The organism is Sphingobium xenophagum (assembly GCF_031457465.1).
GTDB lineage: Bacteria > Pseudomonadota > Alphaproteobacteria > Sphingomonadales > Sphingomonadaceae > Sphingobium > Sphingobium xenophagum_A.
The window spans coordinates 14,075-35,644 of the sequence record NZ_JAVDWV010000026.1; the positions used below are offsets into that span (position 1 = coordinate 14,075).

16 protein-coding genes are annotated in these 21,570 nt (G+C 59.9%); 7 read left to right on the forward strand and 9 right to left on the reverse strand.

What is annotated here, in order from left to right; genetic code table 11:
- Nucleotides 1–593 precede the first annotated feature (593 nt).
- Nucleotides 594–1,424, forward strand: a complete 831-nt coding sequence (locus tag J2W40_RS19100) for a 23S rRNA (adenine(2030)-N(6))-methyltransferase RlmJ (RefSeq protein WP_310227557.1) — start codon at nt 594–596, stop codon at nt 1,422–1,424.
- Nucleotides 1,425–1,761: 337 nt separating this feature from the next.
- Here the strand turns inward: J2W40_RS19100 and J2W40_RS19105 are convergent, their stop codons facing one another.
- Nucleotides 1,762–3,087: a sigma-54-dependent transcriptional regulator gene (locus J2W40_RS19105; protein WP_310227558.1), complete on the reverse strand. Its 1,326-nt coding sequence runs from the start codon at nt 3,085–3,087 to the stop codon at nt 1,762–1,764.
- Complete coding sequence (locus tag J2W40_RS19110; protein ID WP_310227559.1) at nt 3,084–4,853, reverse strand: sensor histidine kinase; 1,770 nt, start codon at nt 4,851–4,853, stop codon at nt 3,084–3,086. The genes J2W40_RS19105 and J2W40_RS19110 overlap by 4 nt, the downstream gene beginning before the upstream one ends.
- A 263-nt stretch (nt 4,854–5,116) precedes the next feature.
- Here J2W40_RS19110 and J2W40_RS19115 point away from each other — a divergent pair, with 263 nt between their 5' ends.
- A complete protein-coding gene (locus J2W40_RS19115) occupies nt 5,117–6,412 on the forward strand; it encodes a dicarboxylate/amino acid:cation symporter (RefSeq protein WP_310227560.1) in 1,296 nt (431 codons plus the stop codon).
- Between the two features lie 112 nt (nt 6,413–6,524).
- On the forward strand, nt 6,525–7,919 hold the full coding sequence (locus J2W40_RS19120; RefSeq protein WP_409050405.1) for an alginate export family protein: 1,395 nt from the start codon (nt 6,525–6,527) through the stop codon (nt 7,917–7,919).
- A 407-nt stretch (nt 7,920–8,326) separates the two neighbouring features.
- Here J2W40_RS19120 and J2W40_RS19125 read toward each other — a convergent pair whose 3' ends face one another.
- Nucleotides 8,327–8,485 (reverse strand): hypothetical protein, encoded by a 159-nt coding sequence (locus J2W40_RS19125; RefSeq protein WP_310227562.1) that lies wholly within the window; start codon nt 8,483–8,485, stop codon nt 8,327–8,329.
- A 557-nt stretch (nt 8,486–9,042) separates the two neighbouring features.
- On the opposite strand from J2W40_RS19125, the gene J2W40_RS19130 reads away from it, so the two are divergent.
- The 3 genes from J2W40_RS19130 (at nt 9,043) to J2W40_RS19140 (ending at nt 13,739) form a co-directional block, all read left to right on the forward strand.
- The gene (locus J2W40_RS19130) at nt 9,043–10,149 is read left to right on the forward strand and encodes a PAS domain-containing protein (protein WP_310227563.1); all 1,107 of its coding nucleotides are present in this window, start codon (nt 9,043–9,045) and stop codon (nt 10,147–10,149) included.
- Nucleotides 10,146–10,598, forward strand: coding sequence for a response regulator (locus tag J2W40_RS19135; protein WP_310227564.1), 453 nt, complete (start codon nt 10,146–10,148; stop codon nt 10,596–10,598). The genes J2W40_RS19130 and J2W40_RS19135 overlap by 4 nt, the downstream gene beginning before the upstream one ends.
- Before the next feature lie 450 nt (nt 10,599–11,048).
- Nucleotides 11,049–13,739: a hybrid sensor histidine kinase/response regulator gene (locus J2W40_RS19140; protein ID WP_310227565.1), complete on the forward strand. Its 2,691-nt coding sequence runs from the start codon at nt 11,049–11,051 to the stop codon at nt 13,737–13,739.
- Nucleotides 13,740–13,906: 167 nt separating this feature from the next.
- Here J2W40_RS19140 and J2W40_RS19145 read toward each other — a convergent pair whose 3' ends face one another.
- The 5 genes from J2W40_RS19145 to J2W40_RS19165 all read right to left on the reverse strand — a co-directional run bounded on the left by J2W40_RS19145 (nt 13,907) and on the right by J2W40_RS19165 (nt 18,867).
- The gene (locus J2W40_RS19145; protein ID WP_310227566.1) at nt 13,907–16,219 is read right to left on the reverse strand and encodes a xanthine dehydrogenase family protein molybdopterin-binding subunit; all 2,313 of its coding nucleotides are present in this window, start codon (nt 16,217–16,219) and stop codon (nt 13,907–13,909) included.
- The gene (locus J2W40_RS19150) at nt 16,216–17,202 is read right to left on the reverse strand and encodes an FAD binding domain-containing protein (protein ID WP_310227567.1); all 987 of its coding nucleotides are present in this window, start codon (nt 17,200–17,202) and stop codon (nt 16,216–16,218) included. Before J2W40_RS19150 ends, J2W40_RS19145 begins: the two co-directional genes overlap by 4 nt.
- Entirely contained in the window at nt 17,199–17,708 is a 510-nt protein-coding gene (locus J2W40_RS19155) for a 2Fe-2S iron-sulfur cluster-binding protein (protein ID WP_310227568.1), read from the reverse strand. The genes J2W40_RS19150 and J2W40_RS19155 overlap by 4 nt, the downstream gene beginning before the upstream one ends.
- Before the next feature lie 72 nt (nt 17,709–17,780).
- Nucleotides 17,781–18,212, reverse strand: a complete 432-nt coding sequence (locus J2W40_RS19160) for a MarR family winged helix-turn-helix transcriptional regulator (protein ID WP_310227569.1) — start codon at nt 18,210–18,212, stop codon at nt 17,781–17,783.
- A gap of 262 nt (nt 18,213–18,474) precedes the next feature.
- Nucleotides 18,475–18,867 (reverse strand): membrane dipeptidase, encoded by a 393-nt coding sequence (locus J2W40_RS19165; RefSeq protein WP_310227570.1) that lies wholly within the window; start codon nt 18,865–18,867, stop codon nt 18,475–18,477.
- A 54-nt stretch (nt 18,868–18,921) separates the two neighbouring features.
- On the opposite strand from J2W40_RS19165, the gene J2W40_RS19170 reads away from it, so the two are divergent.
- Nucleotides 18,922–19,452, forward strand: a complete 531-nt coding sequence (locus J2W40_RS19170) for a hypothetical protein (RefSeq protein WP_310227571.1) — start codon at nt 18,922–18,924, stop codon at nt 19,450–19,452.
- A gap of 315 nt (nt 19,453–19,767) precedes the next feature.
- Here the strand turns inward: J2W40_RS19170 and J2W40_RS19175 are convergent, their stop codons facing one another.
- Nucleotides 19,768–20,742 (reverse strand): sensor domain-containing diguanylate cyclase, encoded by a 975-nt coding sequence (locus J2W40_RS19175; protein WP_310227572.1) that lies wholly within the window; start codon nt 20,740–20,742, stop codon nt 19,768–19,770.
- Nucleotides 20,743–21,570 lie beyond the last annotated feature (828 nt).

A 21,570-nucleotide genomic window follows, 5' to 3' on the forward strand; every position in this document is an offset into this window, starting at 1 on the left:
CCCATCACCTTAGTGACGTCATAACGCGTTCAAGTGGCCGGTCCGTGTTATGACGCATCCATGAGTTTGTTGATTATTTTGGGAGTGGCGGCGCCCTATCATACGCCTGTGGCGCTTGAAGGCGGATGGTTTCTATATCGCTGATCACTTGGTGCCAAAAGCCAGGATCGGCTACCACTTGAAAGCCCAGCTGGAACGGTGGATTGCCGCCCCGGTGTGGCCAGTCCAACTTATTCTACGTCGAGGGGCTGAAAGTCCGTTCGTGACACAAGCAGATGCTTACGTATCAGCACCACAGTCCTGACATTTCGACGCTATGGGAAGATTCTGCCGACATCGGACGAACGGGCGAATCGTGATGAGGCCAATCGCGTCCGGCTACGCGATGATTGAACATTCCCATGCGCCCGAAGCCTTGCGTCTCTGCCTCTGGTAACGATCGCTAACGCGGCTTGTAGCGTCGCGCAGAAGTGCGTTGAAGGTTTCCACCTGACTTTATACTAGCGCCGGATTGGTTTGTTCAATCGCTTGGCGCTCGGCAACCGCGCCTAGCAGCATGTGTAAAAGTAGATCGTCAGGATTTTTGGGCCGTAATGAATTATCGTCATTCCTTCCATGCCGGCAATAGCGCCGACGTTGTGAAGCACTGCCTGCTTATCGCCCTGGTGCGGGCATTGCAGCAAAAACCGGGCGCGCTGACCTTGATCGACACCCATGCCGGCTGCGGGCTATACGACCTTTACGGCGAGGAGGCCCGCCGGACCGGCGAATCGACCCAGGGCGTGTTGCAGGCCCTTGCCGCCCCAAACCCATTGCTGGACGACTACCGCGCCGTCGTACAGGCTGTAAATAACGGAGCCGAGCCGCACTTCTACCCCGGCTCGCCCCGAATCCTGGCACAGCTTCTACGCCCGCAGGATTTCCTGATTCTCAATGAAAAACATCCCGAAGACGCTCACACATTGCGCGGCGTGATGCGCGGCACATCCGCGGCTGTACATGAGCGCGACGCCTATGAGCTGTGGCTGGCGATGCTGCCACCCCGCACGCCTCGCGGCGTGGTGCTGGTCGACCCGCCGTTCGAGCAGACGGATGAACGCGCAAGGATTACGGCCACCCTCGCTGCCGCTCACCGCAAATGGGGGCATGGCGTGACAGTGATCTGGTATCCGCTGAAAGACCGCGCCGCGCATTGGCGCTGGAGGGAGCAGATGCGCAAGATCGGTATCCCGAAATTGCTGCGGGTGGAGCATTGGTTGTACGATGGCGATCAGCCCGGCATTTATAATGGTGCGGGCCTTTATATCGCTAACCCGCCCTACGCCTTCACGCAGGCACTGCCGCCTCTACTGGAAGCCCTGCGCGCCGCGCTGGCGCCCAAGGGGCATAAAGGCGAGATCACAACCGATTGGGTGGGCGATTAGACCTCATCGCCCCCTTCTCCCAACGGAGGAATTGCTGCGCTGCAGGTCGCACGTAAAGCTTTTCGCGCGCTTCGCTCATTGCCGGAGGTTGGCTTGAGAACATCGCTGCCTGTGCCCAAAATTCTCCAGCAGCACTGGCAGGCCTGCTTTCTCGGGAAGGCAATCAGATTGCCCCAGACATTGGGAACGGTGACTAAGTCCCACCACCCCGCCCTCCGCCCTGGTCAGAAGTGGACCTACCGGATGTCCCCTCTTTGTAGATCAAGGCGAGCACGGTGCTACTAAGACATGCCGCCATATTCCGCGCTTGAACTGCTTGGCTATGCGGGTTGCGGACTTAATTTCGATATCGGTCGATCTCGATCCCGTGGCGGTTCAGTTTGTCGTAGAATGTTTTGCGCGGGAGTTGCAGTTCAGCCATGGCGGATCGGGCGTCGCCTTGGACGCGTTCCAAAACCTGGCAGATGATGCCCGCTTCGAAGCGTTCTACCTGATGGGCAAGCGAGAGCAAGCTCCCGTCGGCCAGGCTGTCCGGCTGCATCCCTAATAGGGTCCGCTTGGCGAAGTTAGTCAACTCGCGCACATTGCCCGGCCAGTCATGGTCCGCCAGATAGGCCTGAATGTCCGGGCCAATGCGTGGTACGTCGCGCTTCATCTGGTCCGCCGCCTGATGCAAAAAATAGCCGAACAGCAAGGGAACGTCGGCCCGCCGTTCGCGCAGCGGCGGGATACGCAGGCGCACCATGTCGAGCCGGTAAAGAAGGTCGGCGCGAAATCGCCCTTCAGCAACGCTGGCCTCGATTCCGGGCTTGGTTGCGGCAATCACGCGCAGGTCCACCGCTTGCGGCTGCTGCGCACCGACCGGCAGGATTTCCCGTTCTTCCAGCACGCGCAGCAAGGCACCCTGCAACCAGGCGGGGCTGCTTTCTATCTCGTCCAGAAAAAGCGACCCCTTGTTCGCGCTCGCTATCCTGCCCGGCTGGGTCGAGCGGTTGTGCGACGCCCGCCCGCTTTCCAGTCCGAACAGCTCGACCTCCGCAATCGCATCGGGCAGCGCGGCGCAGTTGATCGCAACAAAGGGGCGACCGCGCCTCCGGCTCCAGCGATGAAGCAGGGTCGCGACCAGTTCCTTGCCGGTGCCGGTTTCCCCTTCGATCAATATGTCGACATCGGCGTCGGCGATCTGCCGCATATTCTCGCGCAGGCGGACCATGGCCGGGGTTTCGCCGATCAGCGGTTCGCCGCCCGCACTTTCGTCGGCTGCGGCTCTAAGGCGGCGATTGTCCAGCACCAGCCGCCGCATCTCCAGCGCTCGGCGGGCTGACGCGACCAGATGGTCGGTGGCGAAGGGCTTGGCGATGAAATCGAACGCCCCGGTCTTGAGCGCTGCGACCGCCATCGGCACGTCGCCATGCCCGGTCATCAAGATCACCGGAATTTCATGATCAATCGCCTCGACCCGCTTGAACAATTCCATTCCGTCCATGCGCGGCATCCGAATGTCCGATATGATCGCGCCGTCAAAACCCGCGTCGATCCGCGCCAGCGCCGACGCGCCATCGGCGAAAGCCTCGACCGCCATGTCGGCCAGTTGGAAGGACTGGACCAAGGCACTCCGCAGCGCGTCGTCATCATCGACCAGCAGGATCGGCATCTCGCTCATAGGGCATCCAATGTCATGCGGAACAAGGTGTGGTCGTCGTTGGCCACATGATCGAGCGTGCCGCCAAACTCCACCATGATGTCGCGCGCGATGTGGAGGCCGAGGCCCAGCCCGCCCGCTTTGGTGGTGGCAAAGGGCATGAACAGTTGGTCGGCGACGGCAGGATCAATCCCCGGCCCGCTGTCGCGCACGTCCAGGATAACGCGCCCGTCCGATTGCGTCAGATCGACCCTGACCCAGGGATCAAGCTGATCGCGCACCGCCTCCAGCGCGTTGGTCAGCAGATTGACCAATACCTGTTCCAGTCGGACACGCCCTGCCCGGACATTCAGGTCAGGACCGGGCGACGGCAGCGACAACGTTACCCCTGCGCTGCGAAACTGGTCGCCCACCAGCAGGCGCACGCCATCCATCGCCTGTGCCAGCGACACCGGACCGATCGTGCCGACGCCGCGCCGGGCATAGCGACGCAGTTGCGCGGTGATGCTGCCGATCCGGTCGGTCATCGCCACGATTTCGCGCAGGTTGGTGGCGGCCTGCTGCGGCTGCGCGCGGTCCAGAAAGGCGGAGGCATTTTCGGCAAAGGTGCGGATGGTGGCGACAGGCTGGTTGATTTCATGTGCGACGCCCGCCGAAATCGTGCCCAGCGTGCCCAGGCGATTGGCATGGGCCAGTTCCTCGCGCGCCTGACGATAGCGCTGGTCGGCGGTTGCACGGGCCTCCATTTCCCGTGCCAGATCGGCCGTGCGCAACGCCACCTCCCGCTCTAAAATAGCCCGCGCTTCAAGCGCCCTGCGTCGCCGCGCGATCGCCCAGGCGAGACCCGCTAGCAGCAGCGACAACAGCATGATGAACATGAACACCGCGACATTGGCCCGTTGCCGGGTCGCCTGCAACGCATTGTCCAGCGGCTCGATATGATAAAGCCGCCAGCCTGCCACCGGCACCGGTAGGCTTGCCGTCATCGCTTGCGACCCGTCGCGCATCCGGGTCAGTCCATCAGGACCGACCGCGATACCCAGCGGCGTCAGCGGTGCGCCGCCAAATTGCAGCGCCTGCTTGATCTGCGCCTTGCGTGCCGGATCGATCGACCGCAAAGCACGAAAACGCAGCGTGGGGTCGCTGCTAAGCAGCAGGACGTCATTGGCGTCGGCCACGAAGCTGAGCGCGCGCCGGTCCCTCCAGGTCCGCTCGATCGCGTCAAACTCCACCTTGACCACGATTATGCCGATCGGGCCGTCGCTGCCCTCAATCCGGCGGGATAGATAGAGGCCGGGACGATGGCTGACCGTGCCGAGCGCGAAATATTCGCCGCCGCCCTTGGTCCAGCCGAGGCGATAATAGGGGCGGAAACTATAATCCTGTCCCACGAAACTGTCGGGCAGGCGCGCGTTCGACGCGGCGATCGTCCGGCCGTTGCGATCTAGCGCGAAGATCGCGCCCGCGCCGGTCTTGGCCTTCAGCACGGCCAGCTTGTCATTGAGCGCCATGTCCACCCGCCCCGATCGCAGCGCCGCGCGCAGATCGGGATATTCGCTCAGGACAACGGGCAGCAGGCGGAATTTCTGCAACTCCGATTCCAGGAGGCGCAGCACGGCGCGCGTCTGCTGCGTGGTCTCGTTGCGCTCCGTGCTGATCGCCTGGGCGCGCAGGGTGTTATGATAGCGGTCGGCAAAAACGACCGACGCGACGACGATCAAGGCGATGGCCAGCAACAGCGGCGCGAGGCGTCGAGTCCAATCGGACAGGAAAGTACGGCGGATCATATTGTGTGGATTATCACACAATCCGTGTCATGGCGATGTGGAAATCCGCATAGCGAAAGGCGGCGCGAGGGCATGATGCTACACAATTATCATTTTATATCATAATGTTGTTAAAAAATGCAGTCGTTATTTGGCACCACCATCTTTCCACCGCACCATAACCTTGCCGTAAAGACTGAGCCAGCGGCGGCTATGGAGATGGAGCAAGCGCCATGATCAAACAGAGTTTTCCGCTAGTCTCGCCCCCCCCTGTGCGAAAGGGAATGGCCTCCCAACTCTATGTCCAGGTCATTGTAGCGATCATTCTCGGCGCGCTGCTCGGTCACTTCTGGCCTGCTTATGGCGAAGCGATGAAGCCGCTCGGCGATGGCTTCATCAAGCTGGTCAAGATGATCATTGCCCCGGTCATCTTCCTCACCATCGTCACCGGCATTGCTGGCATGAAGGAATTGGGGTCGGTCGGCCGGGTGGCGGGCAAGGCGTTCGCCTATTTCCTGACCTTCTCCACCCTGGCGCTGGTCGTCGGCCTGATCGTCGCCAATGTCGTCCAGCCGGGCGCGGGCATGAATATTGATCCCGCCACGCTGGATGGCGGCGCAGTGGCCGATTATGCCGCCAAGGCGCATGAATCGACGCTGACCGGCTTCCTGCTGGGTGTCATCCCCACCACGCTGGTCAGCGCCTTCACCGACGGCAACATATTGCAAATCCTGCTGATCGCGATCTTGTTCGGCATCGCCATCAGCATGGTCGGCGAACCGGCAGCACCCGTGATCCGCTTCATGGAGCGCCTCAGCCTCATTATTTTCAAGCTGGTGTCGATTCTGATGCGCGCCGCCCCCATCGGCGCATTCGGGGCCATCGCCTTCACCATCGGCAAATATGGCGTGGGTAGCCTCGCCAATCTCGGCGCGCTAGTGGCAACCTTCTACCTCACATCCTTGCTGTTCGTGGTCGTGGTGCTGGGTAGCGTCGCGCGGTTGACCGGCTTTTCCATCTTCAAGCTGCTGCGTTACCTCAAGGCCGAACTGCTGCTGGTGCTGGGGACATCATCGTCCGAAGCCGCGCTGCCCAACCTCATTGAGAAGATGGAGCGGGCGGGTTGCGAGAAGTCCATCGTCGGGCTGGTCGTCCCCACCGGCTACAGCTTCAATCTGGACGGCACCAACATCTACATGACGCTAGCGGCCTTGTTCATTGCGCAGGCGACTGGAGTAGATCTGACGCTGGGGCAGGAATTGCTGTTGCTGGGCGTCGCAATGCTGTCATCCAAGGGCGCGGCGGGCGTGACGGGTGCGGGCTTCATCACGCTGGCCGCCACATTGTCGATCGTGCCGACCGTGCCGCTGGCGGGCATGGCGCTGATCCTAGGCGTCGACCGCTTCATGAGCGAATGCCGCAGCCTCACCAACTTCATCGGCAATGCGGTGGCCACCATCGTCGTTGCGCGCTGGGAAGGCGGGCTGGACCGAGAGAAGCTCAACGCGGCGCTCGACGGGCGACTGCCTGCGCCGGAGGTTGCCGAAACATCCCCGCATGCCGTGCTGACCGCCGCCTGACGTTTTTCAGGAAGGATTGCGCCGCTTGCCTGCCGCCTTCCCCTGACAGATTGGTTCCAAAATCATGTCCATGACCCGCCTGCTGTGGGGCGCGCCGACGCTCGCCTTGGCGATGCCCGTAGCTGCCCAAACCGCCGCGCCTGAAACCTATCCCGCAGCCGCTCAGGGCGATGGCGCGACGACGAAGGGCTATAACCTCTCCCGTTGGGCGGAGGATTGGAGCGCTTATCGCGACCCGGCCAAGCGCGACGACATTCTTGATCGCCTGAAATATCTGCCGCTCGATGAGGATGGCGACATCTATCTGACGCTGAGCGGTGAAGCGCGATTGCGGATGAACCTGACGAGCAATCCGCAACTGATCGAAGGCCCGGAACAGCGGCAGGACATCGTGCGCCTGGTCGGTGGCGCGGATCTGCATATCGGCGATAATCTGCGCTTCTACGGCGAAATCGCCCATGGCCAATTGTCGGGCGAGAATGTCGGCACCCCGTCCGGGTCATTGCGCAACAGCTTCGTGCGCCAGCAATATTTTGCCGAGGCGAAGGGGCGCGTGGGCGAAGTCGATCTGGGCATCCGTTATGGGCGACAGGAATTTACAGACGGCCCTAATCTGCTCATCTCCCAGCGCGACAACAACACTATCCGCTTTGTCCTGAACGGCACCCGCGCCTGGGCGCGGACCCCCAAGATGCGCGCAACCCTGTTCGATTTCGAAACGACCGATCTGGGCAATGGCGGTCTGGGCGACGATGTGCCGGACAAGAACCGGCGGTTCAGCGGTGTTTCGGCGGGCTTCGTGCTGCCGCCCCATTGGCTGGGCGGATCGAGCCTCTATATCGATCCTTTCTTCTGGCGGCGGCGCAATCGCGTAGGGACTTGGGGCGGCGTCGTGTCGCCCGCGGTGCGCTATTATGCCGGGGCACGGCTATGGGGCGACGTTGGCCCGGTCGCGCTCGACTGGACGCTGGTTCACCAATATGGCCAGTTCAACGATCGCCCTATCCGCGCCTGGCAAGCCTTTGCCGCGCAAACGGTTCGGCTGGGCGCGGACAAGAGCGCGCCACGCATTGGCGTCCATGTCGATTATGGCAGCGGCGGGGGCGGCTATGATAATGGCACGCTGCGCAACGCTTATGCGCCGTTCGGCAATAATATCTATTTCAGCTACGGCTTGTTCCTGACCGCCACCAATTTGATCGCGGTTGCGCCCAATATCTCGTTTCAGCCGATAACGGGCGTGCGGGCTAGCCTGGAATATCAGTTCAGCTGGCGCGACGATGCGCGGGATGCCGTTTATCGCGCCAATTACACACCCTACGTCGGCACGGAGCGGGTGGCGGGCAAGGCAGTGGCGCAACTCGCCCGCGCGCAGATCGTCTATGCGATCTCGCCCAGGCTGACCCTGACGACGCGAGCCGAATATCTTCAGGCGCAGGAGGTGTTGAAGACGGCCGGCTATAGGAATTCGGCCTTTCTTGCGACTTGGCTTAGTTTTCGATTCTGATACCAACTCCTCTGTCGCAGTTGGTGTTGGCTGGGTGCTACGCTTATCCACTATGACGAATGACAGGTTCTCTCCTAAAGAGGACGCGTTCAAGGTCTCCCCGGAACGGCGGCTTCGTCCCAGGCCCTGCTTACTGCAGTCGACCCTTTGGTGCCATTCAGACGCGTATTTACGATCCTCAGATGGCGACCGACAGCTTTTACATCACGTTCGATCGAGATTGGCGGATTTCCGACTGTCCGGATATGGGCAGGATGAAAGAGACAAGTGCCGTTCTGCTTATAGCCTGCGCGCATTCTAGGACGCCAATAGAGAGGCCTCTTGGCTGTCAAACAACTTTGCATGTTGCGATATGTGGACGGGATTGGCCGAATGGAGCTGAAACCGGGGGTAACAAAGGCGCTGGTTCAATTCGGAAGTGGAGGACAGGGTTTACTGTTATGCCGCTTGACGATTGCTTTCGCTTGTTCGCGATATCCGTCGGCGCGCTGAAGATGCTCGGCCGATTCCGCTTGCAGCCCAGACGAAGCCGCTTCGTCCGCCTTATGTTGTTCCTCGACTGCCATGTTCAAAAACCGGACGTATTCATGATCTGCTGGCATATCTTCCTCCGAGAGCCGAAAGAACATTGTTAACCGTCAGCGCTACATTTCGTGCCCATCGATCAATGTTTTCGCCCCATCCCAACAACGATTAATCGTTAACAGCGTTCGCAGCTTTCTCCTGTAACGACATTTGATAGCTCATTGCCTCTGCTGCCCGCTCTCCGTAACTCTGGGCCAGGCGCGTATGCGATTGCGCCGCCCATTCTGTTCTGGCTCGGGCAGCAAGCTCTCGGTGCCTCCTCGACCGGGTCGAGTAGTAGAAGAACGACAGACCGTTCATGCGACATCCCTCAATCAGTCGGTTTGCACGACTCGACCACACTATCGTGCGCCACCAGTGTTAACAAAGGCCGCTGCAACTCTAGCAATCGCGGGCCCCTTCTAGAAAGCCATCGACGCGCATCAGTCGTCGCTAACCAGCTTGAGCATAGACCATTGCGCTAAGTCAGTGCGGAACCATATTTTAGAAACTACGTTCATGGGCACGTGAAGCCTTCCGGCCTTCGCTGGAGGTAACCTTGAAGCAACGCGACGACTGGCATCTAACTGACGCACTGGAATACGAACATGGCCGGGGCGATCCTTTCGCGGCCGCCGTTCGCGCGACACGAATGCCGATGGTCATTACCGACCCGGCACAAGATGACAATCCGATTGTCTTTTGTAATGTCGCGTTTCAGGAACTGACCGGTTACACACGTGACGAGATTATCGGTCGTAATTGCCGCTTTCTTCAAGGCCCTGAAACCGACCCCTCCACGGTCACGCAGCTTCGCGAATCCATCGCCGCCGGCCAGGCTATCGATGTCGACCTTCTAAATTACCGAAAAGACGGCACGACGTTTTGGAACGCACTCTACCTATCGCCAGTCAGCGATAAGGACGGCGTGATTCGCTTCTTCTTCGCGTCGCAACTCGATGTCACCGAACGTGTGGAAGCACAGAACATCATTAACGATCAAAAGATTTTGGTCGAACGCGAAGTTGAACGACGCACTGCCGACCTGCGTGCCGCGCTTGATGCAAAAACCATCCTTCTTCACGAGGTCGATCATCGAGTAAAAAACAATCTTACGATGATCGGGTCGCTGTTGCGCCTGCAAGTTCGAACTATCGATGATCCTTCCGTGGCATCCAAGCTCGATTCCATGCTCGAACGCGTCGATGCCCTCGCCGTAGTTCATCGCCAGCTCTATCAATCGTCCGACATATCGCTCTTTGATATTGGCAGTTTTGCGCAAAGTCTTGTGTCTGATGTGGTCGGGTCGAGTGGCCGCAGCGACATCGCGCTGGATGTTCAGTCGCAGGCGTTATTCGTAGACGCAGCTAACGCGTCTGCGCTCGGCCTGATTCTCAACGAAATCCTGACCAACTCCGTCAAGCACGCCTTTGCGGAAGGTCGATCGGGTAAGCTTAGCCTCCTGGTCGAATGTGGTGATGACTTTGGCATCATTAAGATATGTGACGATGGTCCAGGCATGCCATCTACCGCTCGCAGCAAGAGTATCGGAACGTCACTTATAACCCGGCTTGCACGCCAGGCGCGCGCGGAAGCCACTTGGAGCGACAATAACCCAGGAACCTGCGTGACGATCACGTTTCCTCAAACCGAAGCCAGATCATGACCAACATGATGGAAGTCTTGATCGTTGAGGACGAGATGCTCCTCGCGATGGATATCGAGGCTATGGTCGAGGACAGTGGTCATCACGTCCTGGCCGGCGCCGCGAGCCTGAGAGACGTGCAAGCATTACCGGGGGATTTGTATCCCCAACTCGCATTTGTTGACATCCATTTGGCAGAGGAATCGAACGGGCTGGATGTATGCCGGTACATCCGGGGGCATTGGCCGGATGCACTCATCGTTTTCATCACCGCTAACGTCTCGAAGATACCAGCCGACTTTTGCGGCGCTCATGGCGTAATTGCAAAGCCGTTTTCCCATGCAGGGATCGTTACCGCGATGCAATATCTCGCTAATGGCATGTTCGATCCGCCGCCTAGCATGCCACGACCGGCGAGCCTCATACCATCTCCAAACCTTGAGCCTCGCTGGGCCAAGTCGGCGAATTGAGATAGGTAAGCAGGATGAGAACCCCATGCAGGTCGCAAGAGTAATTTAACCTCATAGTCTGCTTGATTGCGAGCGCTGACCCTATCTTTCTTAAGCTAGACCACATGTTTCGCCTTAGGCGGGGCGAGCCCGTCTTTCACAATGCAGTGGTGAGATCGCGTCGAGCTGGTCCGCGCGGTCTCTTGCATTGGGGCGAACAATGAGCAGAGGGCAGGATGCATCGACGCGAGACTGGCCCTTGTGAGGTATTCAACATCGATAAATGCTTTGAGGTTTGCAAACAGGCGGCTGTTTGGCGATGAGCCTCAGGGATCGTCCTAATCGGCAAGTTCCAGCCGAGGGGCCGGTTACATTTGCAACTCAAGGCGCGGTAGCACGTTGAAGAATTGACGCTATAAAGCTGGGCCAAAAAGGCTCAATATGGCGACTTGCCAACTGAGGACGCCATCAGTGAATTCTATCGAACGTCGGCTCAACGCCATCGTAAACAATTCTGCGATGGCCATCTTTCTGATGGACGATCTGCAGCATTGCATCTTTATGAATCAGGCAGCCGAGCATTTGACGGGCTACCGACTGGAAGAGACACTGGGTCGGCCGCTCCACGATGTCGTTCATCATCAAAGGCCCGATGGTAATCCCTATCCTCTGGATGAATGTCCGATCGACCAGGCCTTTCCAGAACGGGATCGCATGCAAGGGGAAGAGGTGTTCGTCCATAAGGATGGACATTTTTACCCGGTCGCCTTCACGGCCTCGCCAATTGCCGGAGACAATGGCCAGCCGATTGGTACGATCATCGAGGTACGCGATCTGACTGAAGAAAAGGCGCGCGCCGCCGCTTTGAGAGAGAGTGAAAGCCGCTTCCGTAATATGGCCGATCACTCCCCAGTGATGATGTGGGTGACCGATCCGACCGGATATTGCACCCATCTCAACGCGCGCTGGTACGAGTTTACAGGTCAGGCACCCAGCGCTGGCGAAGGCTATGGCTGGCTCGACGCTGTTCATCCAGATGATCGCGCAGCAGCAGAGCAAGCTTATGTATCGGCAAATGCCGAACGGCGCGACTACCGCGTTGATTTCCGCCTCCGCAGAGCCGACGGTATATACCGTTGGACCATCGATGCTGCAGCACCAAGGTTCGGCACGGACGGCCAGTATCTGGGCTATGTCGGTTCAGTCATCGATATCGACGAACGCCGCGAAGCCGAAGACCGGCTGACCCTGAGTGAAGAGCAACTACGGCTCGCGACCGAAGTCGGTGAGATTGGCCAGTGGGATGTTGATGCGTTTACCGGTGCCATGTTCTGGCCGCCGCGTGTCAAGGCGATGTTCGGCATTTCGCCCGATGTGCCGGTGACGTTGGATGACTTCTACAATGGCGTTCACCCGGAAGATCAGGTGAAAACGCGGGCGGCTTATGAAGCGGCGAGCGATCCGTTATTGCGCGCATTATATGACGTTGAGTACAGGACGGTGGGCAAGGAGGATGGCATCATTCGCTGGGTCGCGGCGAAAGGGCGCGGCCTGTTCAATGCCGATGGGGTATGTTTCCGGGTGATAGGCACTGCCATCGACATCACGTCCCGTAAGGCGGCCGAAATACGGCTTCGGGAGCTCAATGAACGGCTCGAGCAGGAAGTCACCGAGAAGACCGCCGAGCGTAACCGCGTGTGGGAGATGAGCCGGGATCTGTTTGCGATCATCGGCTTCGATGGCCAACTCAAGGCGATCAATCCGGCTTGGGAAAAGACGCTCGGGCGTGACGTCGCAACATTGCTGGCCATGCCTTTCCGTGAGCAGGTCCATCCCGACGACCGTCAAGCGGTTGAGGCACTGATGGGGCGATTAGGCAGCGGCGAAACGGTCGAGCGGTTTGAGGACCGGGTGCGTCATGCCGACGGATCTTGGCGTTGGATTTCCTGGACTTTAGTGCCAGACGGCGACCTGTTTTACGCTGTGGGCCGCGATGTGACGCAGGAAAAGGAAGCTGTTGAGGAGCTTGAGCGCGCGCAGGAAGCACTGCGGCAAAGCCAGAAAATGGAGGCAATGGGCCAGTTGACTGGCGGCGTTGCACATGATTTCAACAACCTGCTCACGCCGATTGTCGGCAGCCTTGACCTTCTTCAGCGCAAGGGCGTCGGAAATGAGCGCGAGCAGCGGCTTATAGCGGGCGCAATCCAGTCGGCCGAACGTGCCAGGACACTCGTTCAGCGCTTGCTCGCTTTTGCACGGCGCCAGCCGCTGCAACCGATTGCGGTCGATGTTGGCCAGCTTGTGGCGGGCATGGCCGAGCTTCTTGCCAGCACGACCGGCCCCCAGGTTCGGGTCGTCGTTGAAGTGGCTGACGACCTGCCGCCGGCTAAGGCCGATCCCAACCAACTGGAAATGGCGCTCCTTAATCTCGGCGTCAATGCTCGGGATGCGATGCCCGAAGGGGGCACTCTGCGGATCACCGCAACGGGTGCAAGTGTCCGGACGATGGGGGGCGCCCTGAAGCGGGGCCACTACATTAAGCTATCCGTCGCCGACAATGGCATGGGGATGGACGAAGCAACCCTCATACGGTCTATCGAACCCTTCTTTTCTACGAAAGGAATCGGCAAAGGCACGGGCCTTGGGCTGTCAATGGCCCATGGTTTGGCAGCGCAACTTGGCGGTGCCCTGACCATCCAGAGCACGCAGGGTGTGGGCACCAACGTCGAGCTGTGGCTTCCCATCAGCGAGAAGAGCGTTGGAATTGACGAGGTTTCCACCAATCCCGGATTTGAAGACAAGGCCAGAGGTGTGGCATTACTTGTCGATGATGAGGAAGTGGTCAGAGCAAGTACGGCCGACATGCTCGAAGAGTTTGGCTACGAGGTGCATGAAGCGGATTGTGGCGAGGCGGCTCTGAGACTTATCGCTGAGGGTCTGGCTCCAGATTTGCTTGTCACCGATCATTTGATGCCCGGCATGACCGGAGTAGACCTCGCGCACACGCTGCGGGCAGCTCTACCCCATCTCCTGGTGTTGATAGTCTCGGGCTATGCCGAGGTGGGAGGAATAGCTATAGACATGCCACGGCTAGCAAAACCTTTTAGACGCGTCGAACTTGCTTCAAGCATTGCCGCAATATATTTAAGAAAGAGCGACTAGATTTCACAATACAAAAATGCGAAAATGATTCCGATTGTTTAAGCAGTTTGGGATAACAGAAACAAAACCGGTTCTGATATCGTTCCAAATCGGACGTCCATGCACCAAGTTTTCTGATTCTAACTGTTGACCGTCCGCTATTCCAAGTACGGCTATTCCGGCCAGGGCTAGACAAGCTTATCAAGCGTTAGGGGCAGGTCGCGCACGCGCTTGCCCGTTGCGTTGAAGACGGCGTTGGCGATGGCGGCCGCGACGCCGGTCGTCCCGATCTCGCCTATCCCGCGCGCGCCGAGCGGCGTACGGGGATCGGGTATGTCGGTCCACAGCACCTCAATGTCGGGCACGTCCAGATGCACCGGTACATGATAATCGGCCAGCGACGTACTCAGGATGCGGCCGGTACGCTCGTCGAGCAGCGTCTCTTCAGTGAGGGCCATGCCGAGCCCCATGATCATGCCGCCCTTAAACTGGCTGCTCGCCGTCTTGGCATTGAGGATGCGGCCGCAGTCAAAGGCGCCGACAAGACGGTCCACGCGAATTTCGCCCGTGACCTCGCTAACGCGCAACTCACAGAAGTTCGCCGACGTGCTGTGCATCGAATATTTCATGATCTCCAGCGGCGCGCCGCTTTCGCCGACCACGCTCAGATCGCTCCTATTGGCGCGGCGAAGGATGGAGGCAAAGCTTTCCTGGCGAGCGTGATCCCCGACGCTGCAGACCCCGCCGTCGGAGAACTCGACCTCGCTTGGCTTGAGGCCGGCCAGCGGCGTGTCATTGCCCGCTATGCGCATGAGTTCGGCCACAAGCTTAGCGCTCGCCGAGCTGATCGCCGCGGCCAATGAGGCGGTCTGAGACGATCCGCCTGCAAAGCTTGCGAACGGCAGACTCGAATCCCCGATCGTCACCGTGACGCGATCGAGCGGAAGGCCTAGCCGATCGGCGGCATGCTGGCGCTGCACCGTCGCCGTGCCCATGCCCATTTCGTGCGCGGCGCTGGAGACATGGGCATGGCCACTGGCGTCGATGGTTATACGCACGGATGTGCCGGGCATGCGCATGAACGGGAAGGTGCCGCTGGCGCAGCCCATACCGATCAGCCACTCGCCCTCGCGCCGCACGCCTGGCTCTGCCAAACGACGATCCCAGCCGATGCGCGTCGCGCCGAGGTCATAAGCCTCCATCATCGCGCTCTGCGAATGCGGCGCGCCGCTCAACGGATCGCGGGTGGCCACGTTGCGCCGGCGCAACTCTAGGGGGTCCATGCCGATGGCATGCGCGAGTTCATCCATAGCGCATTCGATCGCAAAGGTGCCGGGCGTCTCGCCGGGCCCGCGCATGAAGCTGTTTGCCAGCAGGTCAAGGTCGACATAGTGCTGGACGATATCGAAGCTCTCGCTGGCGTAGAGCGAGCGGCCGGTGAGGGTGAAGCCTTCATCGCAGATACTGTGCAGCGGCCTGACGCCAAAGCCATGGTGCAATAGCCCATTGAGCTTGCCGTCCGCATTCGCGGCCAGCGCCACCCGCTGCTCTGTCTGCATGCGACCGCCGATCAGCCGGTGCATGCTGGCGCGTGAGAGGGCAACGCGCACAGGCCGGTCAGCAAGCTTCGCTGCGGCCGCGCCCAGTATCTGGTGATCCCAAAGACCTTTCGCGCCAAAGCCTCCCCCCACATAGGGCGAGCTTACCTCGACATCACCGGCGTTCGGCCCGAATATTTTCGCGAGCGATCCAGCGGTCCCGTGGATCATTTGGGTCGCGTCGTGAACGATCAGCTTGCCGTCCCGCCAGACGATCGTCGCGGCATGCGGCTCGATCGGATTATGGTTCTCCCAAGGCGTCGTATAGACCGCGTCGATCTTGAATGCGGCCTCGGCGAACTTTCGGCTTGGGCCGCCCTTCTCGATACGGTTGCGTTCGACCAGGATAGACTCCGGCGTATAGGCGCTGGCCTTACCCTCCTCGAACCGCGTGCGTGCCGGCGCGGCGTCATAGCGCACGCGGACCAAGGTGGCCGCGTGATCTGCCTGCTCGCGCGTTTCAGCCAGCACCACCGCCACGACCTGTCCGTTCCAGCGTATCTCGGGATCCTGCATGATCGGCAATGTATGATTGCCCGCAGCCTTGAGGTTGGTCATGCCGATCGGCGGCGGAACGCTCATCTTGGGCGCATTGCGATAGGTCATGACCAGCGCGACGCCAGATGCTGCCGCGGCTGCCGATACATCGATATCGGCAATGCGCCCCCGAGCGATCGTGGAATGGACGAAGGCGGCGTAGAGCAGATTTTCCATCGCCACTTCGGCGGCGAACCGAGCCGCCCCGCGCACCTTGTCGGGTCCGTCGACCCGCGACTGCTGCTCGCCGAGCGTTACGCGCTTATCGATCAGCGGATCGGGCGTGCCGCCGGGTAGCCAGCTTTCGGGCACATGGCCGATAACGGCGCGTACACCGCCGACGATGGCATTTTGTAGCTTGGTCATGCGTGCGCTCCTGAAAGAGCGGTCAGGACGGCGACCACCGTTCGTTCGACGAGGCTGATCTTGAAATCGTTGCCGGATAGCGGCCTCGCGCCGACGAGCTCTTTACGGATCGCAGCGAGAAAAGCCTCAGGCGTCGGCGCGACGCCGACCAGCGCCGCTTCGGCCCGGGTCGCGCGCCAGGGCTTCGCGGCGACGCCGCCGAGCGCAATGCGAGCTTGCGTGACGCGCCCGTCAGCGAGCGCCAGGCCGCCCGCGACGGAGATCAGCGCGAAGGCGTAGCTCGAGCGATCGCGGACTTTGCGATATTCGGCGTTGGTCACCGCGCCCGACGGCGGCGGCAGTTCGACGGCGGCGATCAGTTCGCCCGATTTCAGCACGGTCTCCACATGCGGCGCGGCATCCGGCAGGACATGAAAGTTCGTCAACGGCACCGACCGTTCACCCTCGGGGCCGGAGAGATGGATCACGGCATCGAGCATGGCGAGCGCCACGCACATGTCGGAAGGATGTGTCGCGACGCACTGGTCCGACGCACCCAAAATGGCATGATAGCGGTTGAACCCGTCGAGCGCGTCGCAGCCAGTGCCCGGCTGCCGCTTGTTGCAGCGCGCGCCCTCGACATCGTAGAAATACATGCAGCGCGTACGCTGGAGGATATTGCCGCCGACGGTGGCCATGTTGCGAATCTGCGCAGAGGCGCCGGCGAGCAACGCGCGCGCAAGCACCGGGTAGCGGCGGCGCACGAGCGGATGGGCAGCAACGGCGGCGTTTCTGACCGACGCGTCGATCAGCAGCCCGCCGCCATCGGTTTCACGGATGATGCCTTCCAAGAGGCTGACGTCGACCAAGTCGCTCGCCTGTTCGACATTCTGCCGCAGAAGGTCGACGAGGTTGGTTCCGCCGCCCAAAAACCGTGCGCCACTCTCAACGCGGGCAAGGGCGTCGGCCCGACCCGCTGCGCGGACATAGGTCAAGGGGGTCATGCTGCCGTCTCCGCCAGCATCGCCTCGATCGCCTCGACGATCCCGTTATGCGCGCCGCAGCGACAGAGATTGCCGCTCATACGCTCGCGGATTTCTGCGCGCGTCACGACTTGCGTTCCTGCGGCGATATCGAGGGTCACGTAGCTGGGGTCGCCCCGACGTAATTCCTCCGCCATGGCAATCGCCGAGCAAATTTGGCCGGGGGTGCAATAGCCGCATTGCAGCCCGTCATGCTCGACAAACGCCTGCTGCAACATGTGCAGATCGCCGGCATCGCCGGTGATGCACTCGATTGTGAGGACGTCGCTTCCGTCCGCCTGTGCGGCCAGCGTAAGGCAGGATAGGACGCGATTGCCATTAAGGAGAACCGTGCACGCGCCGCAGGCACCTTGGTCGCATCCCTTTTTGGTGCCGGTGAGGTGAAGGTGCTCGCGCAGCAAATCGAGCAGGGAGACCCGGGCGTCCTCGGGCCTTGCTACTTCCGTGCCGTTTACCCGTATCGCCATGACGTCTCTCCTCAAACTCGTGTGCCGCCGGACCTCCAGCACCAGATCAAGATACAACGAGATTCGAATTATTCAACTATCGTTGTAGACGATCTTGGTAATCATTGCGATGAACTGATCACGCTCGTGCGGCGACAGTCGCGAAAGCATCAGCATATACATTTGCCGATAGGCGTTGACCTGGGCCTTGGCATAGGCCGCGCCGGCCTCGGACAGTGTGAGGGCAACGGCGCGACGGTCGGCTTCGATGCGCTCTCGCTTCAGGAAGCCGCGCCTCACTAGCCGGTCGGTCGCGGAGGACAAGGTGGTTGCAGGCACGGCGAGGAAGCGCGCGACGTCAGTCGGACCGCACCCGGCATGTTCTGCAACATAGAGCAACACGGCTTTGTCCAACTCGGCGAGCGGCCGCTCGGAGCGAAGGGCGTCGGCAAGCTTGTATCTTCTTGCAAAAGTTTCGAACGCAGTGCCAAGCACCGCGAGTTGTTCTTCGGTCGGATCGCTCATTGCACCCGCATATCGCGTCAATGCCTCAGTTGGCCAGTCTTGCCTGCGCCGGAAGACCGAGATGAATGGACGCGAGCAGCGTATCGTCCCGAGAGTTTCCATACACAGCCGACCCATATCGGCCATTTGGGCGCCTATTTTCGGTCCCGAGGTGCAGACCGTCCGCTATCCGAATGACCAAGCCTCGGACTGGCGGTCGGTCGAATGGCGGCTTTGCATGAACAAGACCCGAAACCGACTTTTCCGGCACGCGATGCCATTCTTACCGCCCTTGTTGGTCGAGTATTCGCAGCACGTTGCCGCTCCAGAGTTTCTCGATATCTGCGTCGATATAGCCGGCAACCTTGAGGCGCGTGGTAATTTTGGGAAGCGCGGTGATATCCTCGATCCCATGGACGCCGTCACCGCCATCCCAATCGGCGCCGATGCAGATATGGTCGACGCCGCCAACTTCGAGGCCGCGCAGCAGCATCGTCATGAAGGTCTCGAAATCGGCATCCCACATTTTCTCGCGCGTGTTGAGCGCGTTCCAGCGGCGGGTCAGATCGGCCTGATCGGCGGGCGAGAGGCTGGATATCAGTTCGAATTTGCCGAACAATTCGGCGCGCTCGGCGGTGAGGTTCATCTCGGACAGATAGATGGTCGAGATGCACATCGCGCCGCCCTTCGCGACAAGCTGGCGGAGGCGGCTCTCGTCGAGATTGCGGGGATGACCGGCAGGGTGGTGATCGCCCGCATCGCGCTACGCGAGATAGAGGTGTTCCTGCCCCTTTCCTTTCTTGGAATGCAGGCGGCGCAGGACGCGGTCGACGGTTTCCTCACGCTGTTCGCGCTCAGCTGGACAGGCATTTTCCTTTTCTTCCCTCTCTTCAACCGAGACCGTCTGCGGGTCGGCGACCTGTTGGTGGGCACTTGGGTCGTCCTCAATGTCCGCGCCGCATCGGGCACGGATCTTGTCGCGGCGCGTGCCGCGCAGCCGCGCCGCGTCTTCAGCGACGCCGCGCTCGACCTTTACGGCATCTATGAATTGCAGACGTTGGAGACGGTTTTGCGCAGAGGGCAGGATGACGCGATCGCTACCGTAGCGGCCACGATCCGGCGCAAGGCGGGGCTGGCGGACGAAGGCGACGATGAAGGCTTCCTGCCGGATTATTACGCCGCGCTTTGCGCCCGGCTGGAACGCGGCATGCTGGTCGGCCGCCGCCGCGAGGACAAGCGCGCTGTCTTCGGTTCACGCTGAAGTCGTTCGCGAAAATGTGATTTGCAAGGCGCGCTTTGGGAAGCTGATACAGCGTCACTCAACATCAACGATCTGGTCATGCCTATGATCCTTCGCAAGTATGACGCCGTTAGGTGCTGCGCGAGCTACTCGTTGTTTAATCCAGTAGGTTGACGCGAACGGCCTTCACTTTGTCGGCACGTCAAAATCGACCCTTTCTGGTCATTCAGCGGCCAATTCTCGCTGCCTCGGTGCGGTCCGTCCGATGGCGCTAGACACGGGCATAGCAAATTTCTTCTGTTTCTTGCGTACTCAGCGAGAGGCGGAGTCTGCAGATCAGCTCCCTAAGGGCGCGATCAGAACCGATTGCACCACACGATTGCGGCCAGCTGCCTTGGCCTTGTAAAGTGCGTGATCTGCAGCCTGGAGAAGGCCTTCTGGCATCCGGATAGATCCGCCCTCCCGTGCAAGTGCGGTGGCCACTCCGACGCTGACCGTAAGTTTGTTGGCGCACACACTTGTTTCGTGTGGAATAGCTAACGCCTCGACGGATGAGCGTATCGCGTCCGCTATTGCCAAGGCTCCTTCGGTGCCGCTAGCGCCTAGAATGACGGCAATCTCTTCGCCGCCATACCGGCATGCCAGATCGCCCGGACGGCGACAGTGCGTACGAACGCAAGCCGCAACAGCCCGCAGGCTGTCGTCGCCGGCCTGATGGCCATAAGTGTCGTTAAACTGTTTAAAATAATCAACATCAAGAAGCAGAAGAGCAATTTCGCCACCATCGCGCAGCGTCCGTTTCCATTCGCGGTCAAGTGCCTGATCGAAGGCACGGCGATTTGCCAGACCGGTTAGGCCATCCTGAAGTGCCTGCGCTGCCAACTCCTCCTCCAGTCGCTTGCGATCCGAAATGTCACGAATAATGATAACAGCACGGTGACTGCCGCTATCAGTGAGTTCCAATCGGGTGGTCGTCTCACACCACCTCAGCGACCCGTCGCCGCAAACGACACGGCACTGTGCGATAGCTATGTTTTTCTCGCCCGAAAAAAGGTGCGAGATCACTTCTTGAATGGTCGGCCTATCCTCGGCGCAGACCCCTTCCAGCGGGTTTGTGCCTATGAGGGCCCCGGGATCCCAGCCCAATAGCCGTTCGGCCGACAAAGATATGTGAACGAACCGTTCATTCTCTATATGGCAGATCACGTCGGCGCTGTGTTCCAGAATTGTTTGAAATGCATCCGGCCTTCCGCCGCCCTGCGTATCAAAAGATCCCGACACCCAATTTCCAAGTACGGAGAAAAATGACATGTTGAGACCTCGTGGATTTCAGCAGATATAAGGCCGATCGATTGATTTCTGGATCCCAACGCTATTCCAACGAATGGCTCAGTAAGCGCCGATATCAGCCCTCGACCGTTTGTCGCCCTTCAGGCACCAATTTCGCATCCCTAGGTCCGGACTGTCCGGTAACCGGCAGGTCGCGACCAATCTACGTCTTTTAGCCCTCCCCGCCTCATCGGCTGATTCCGGCAATCCTGGTCATCACACTATCCGACCACACAGGAGATTCTTTGATAGCATTCCCCAATAATGTTGCTCTGTGGAGCTGTGGAGAGGGGTGTGGCGCACTCGTCAATGATCCATGATTAAAAGCAATTATCATAGGCGTAGATTTCCGGCGCAAAGCAATCGTACAATTTAAGTCAATGGAATCGAGCAATAATCTCAGAGCTAATTTTACAACTCTCCTGATATGCGCACTGCCATAGAGGTTTTTCAGTTCAGTATCGTTTTTTAGCTTGTCACGCGGACTGCTAAAAAGGGGGCATCGATGATGAGATTGTCCAGTCTCAATCTCTCACTCTTAACCGCTTCGTTGTGGTCGGCATGCCGCGCCGCACAGCAAACGCTGACCAAAGTTGCCCAACGCGACCAGCTCTTTTCCTTTCCATCGTCATGAGAGGATGATGTCCATGAAAGCACAAATCGCCACTGCTGCCGCCGCCCTTGCGCTGTTTGCAACGTCCGCCCAGGCACAGGGGATCACGCGCAAGCAGACCGACGCTTCTCCGATCGCCAGTTCCGCCACTGTACCTACCGGCTCCACGCTCTATTTCCTGTCGGGTGCGACCGCCT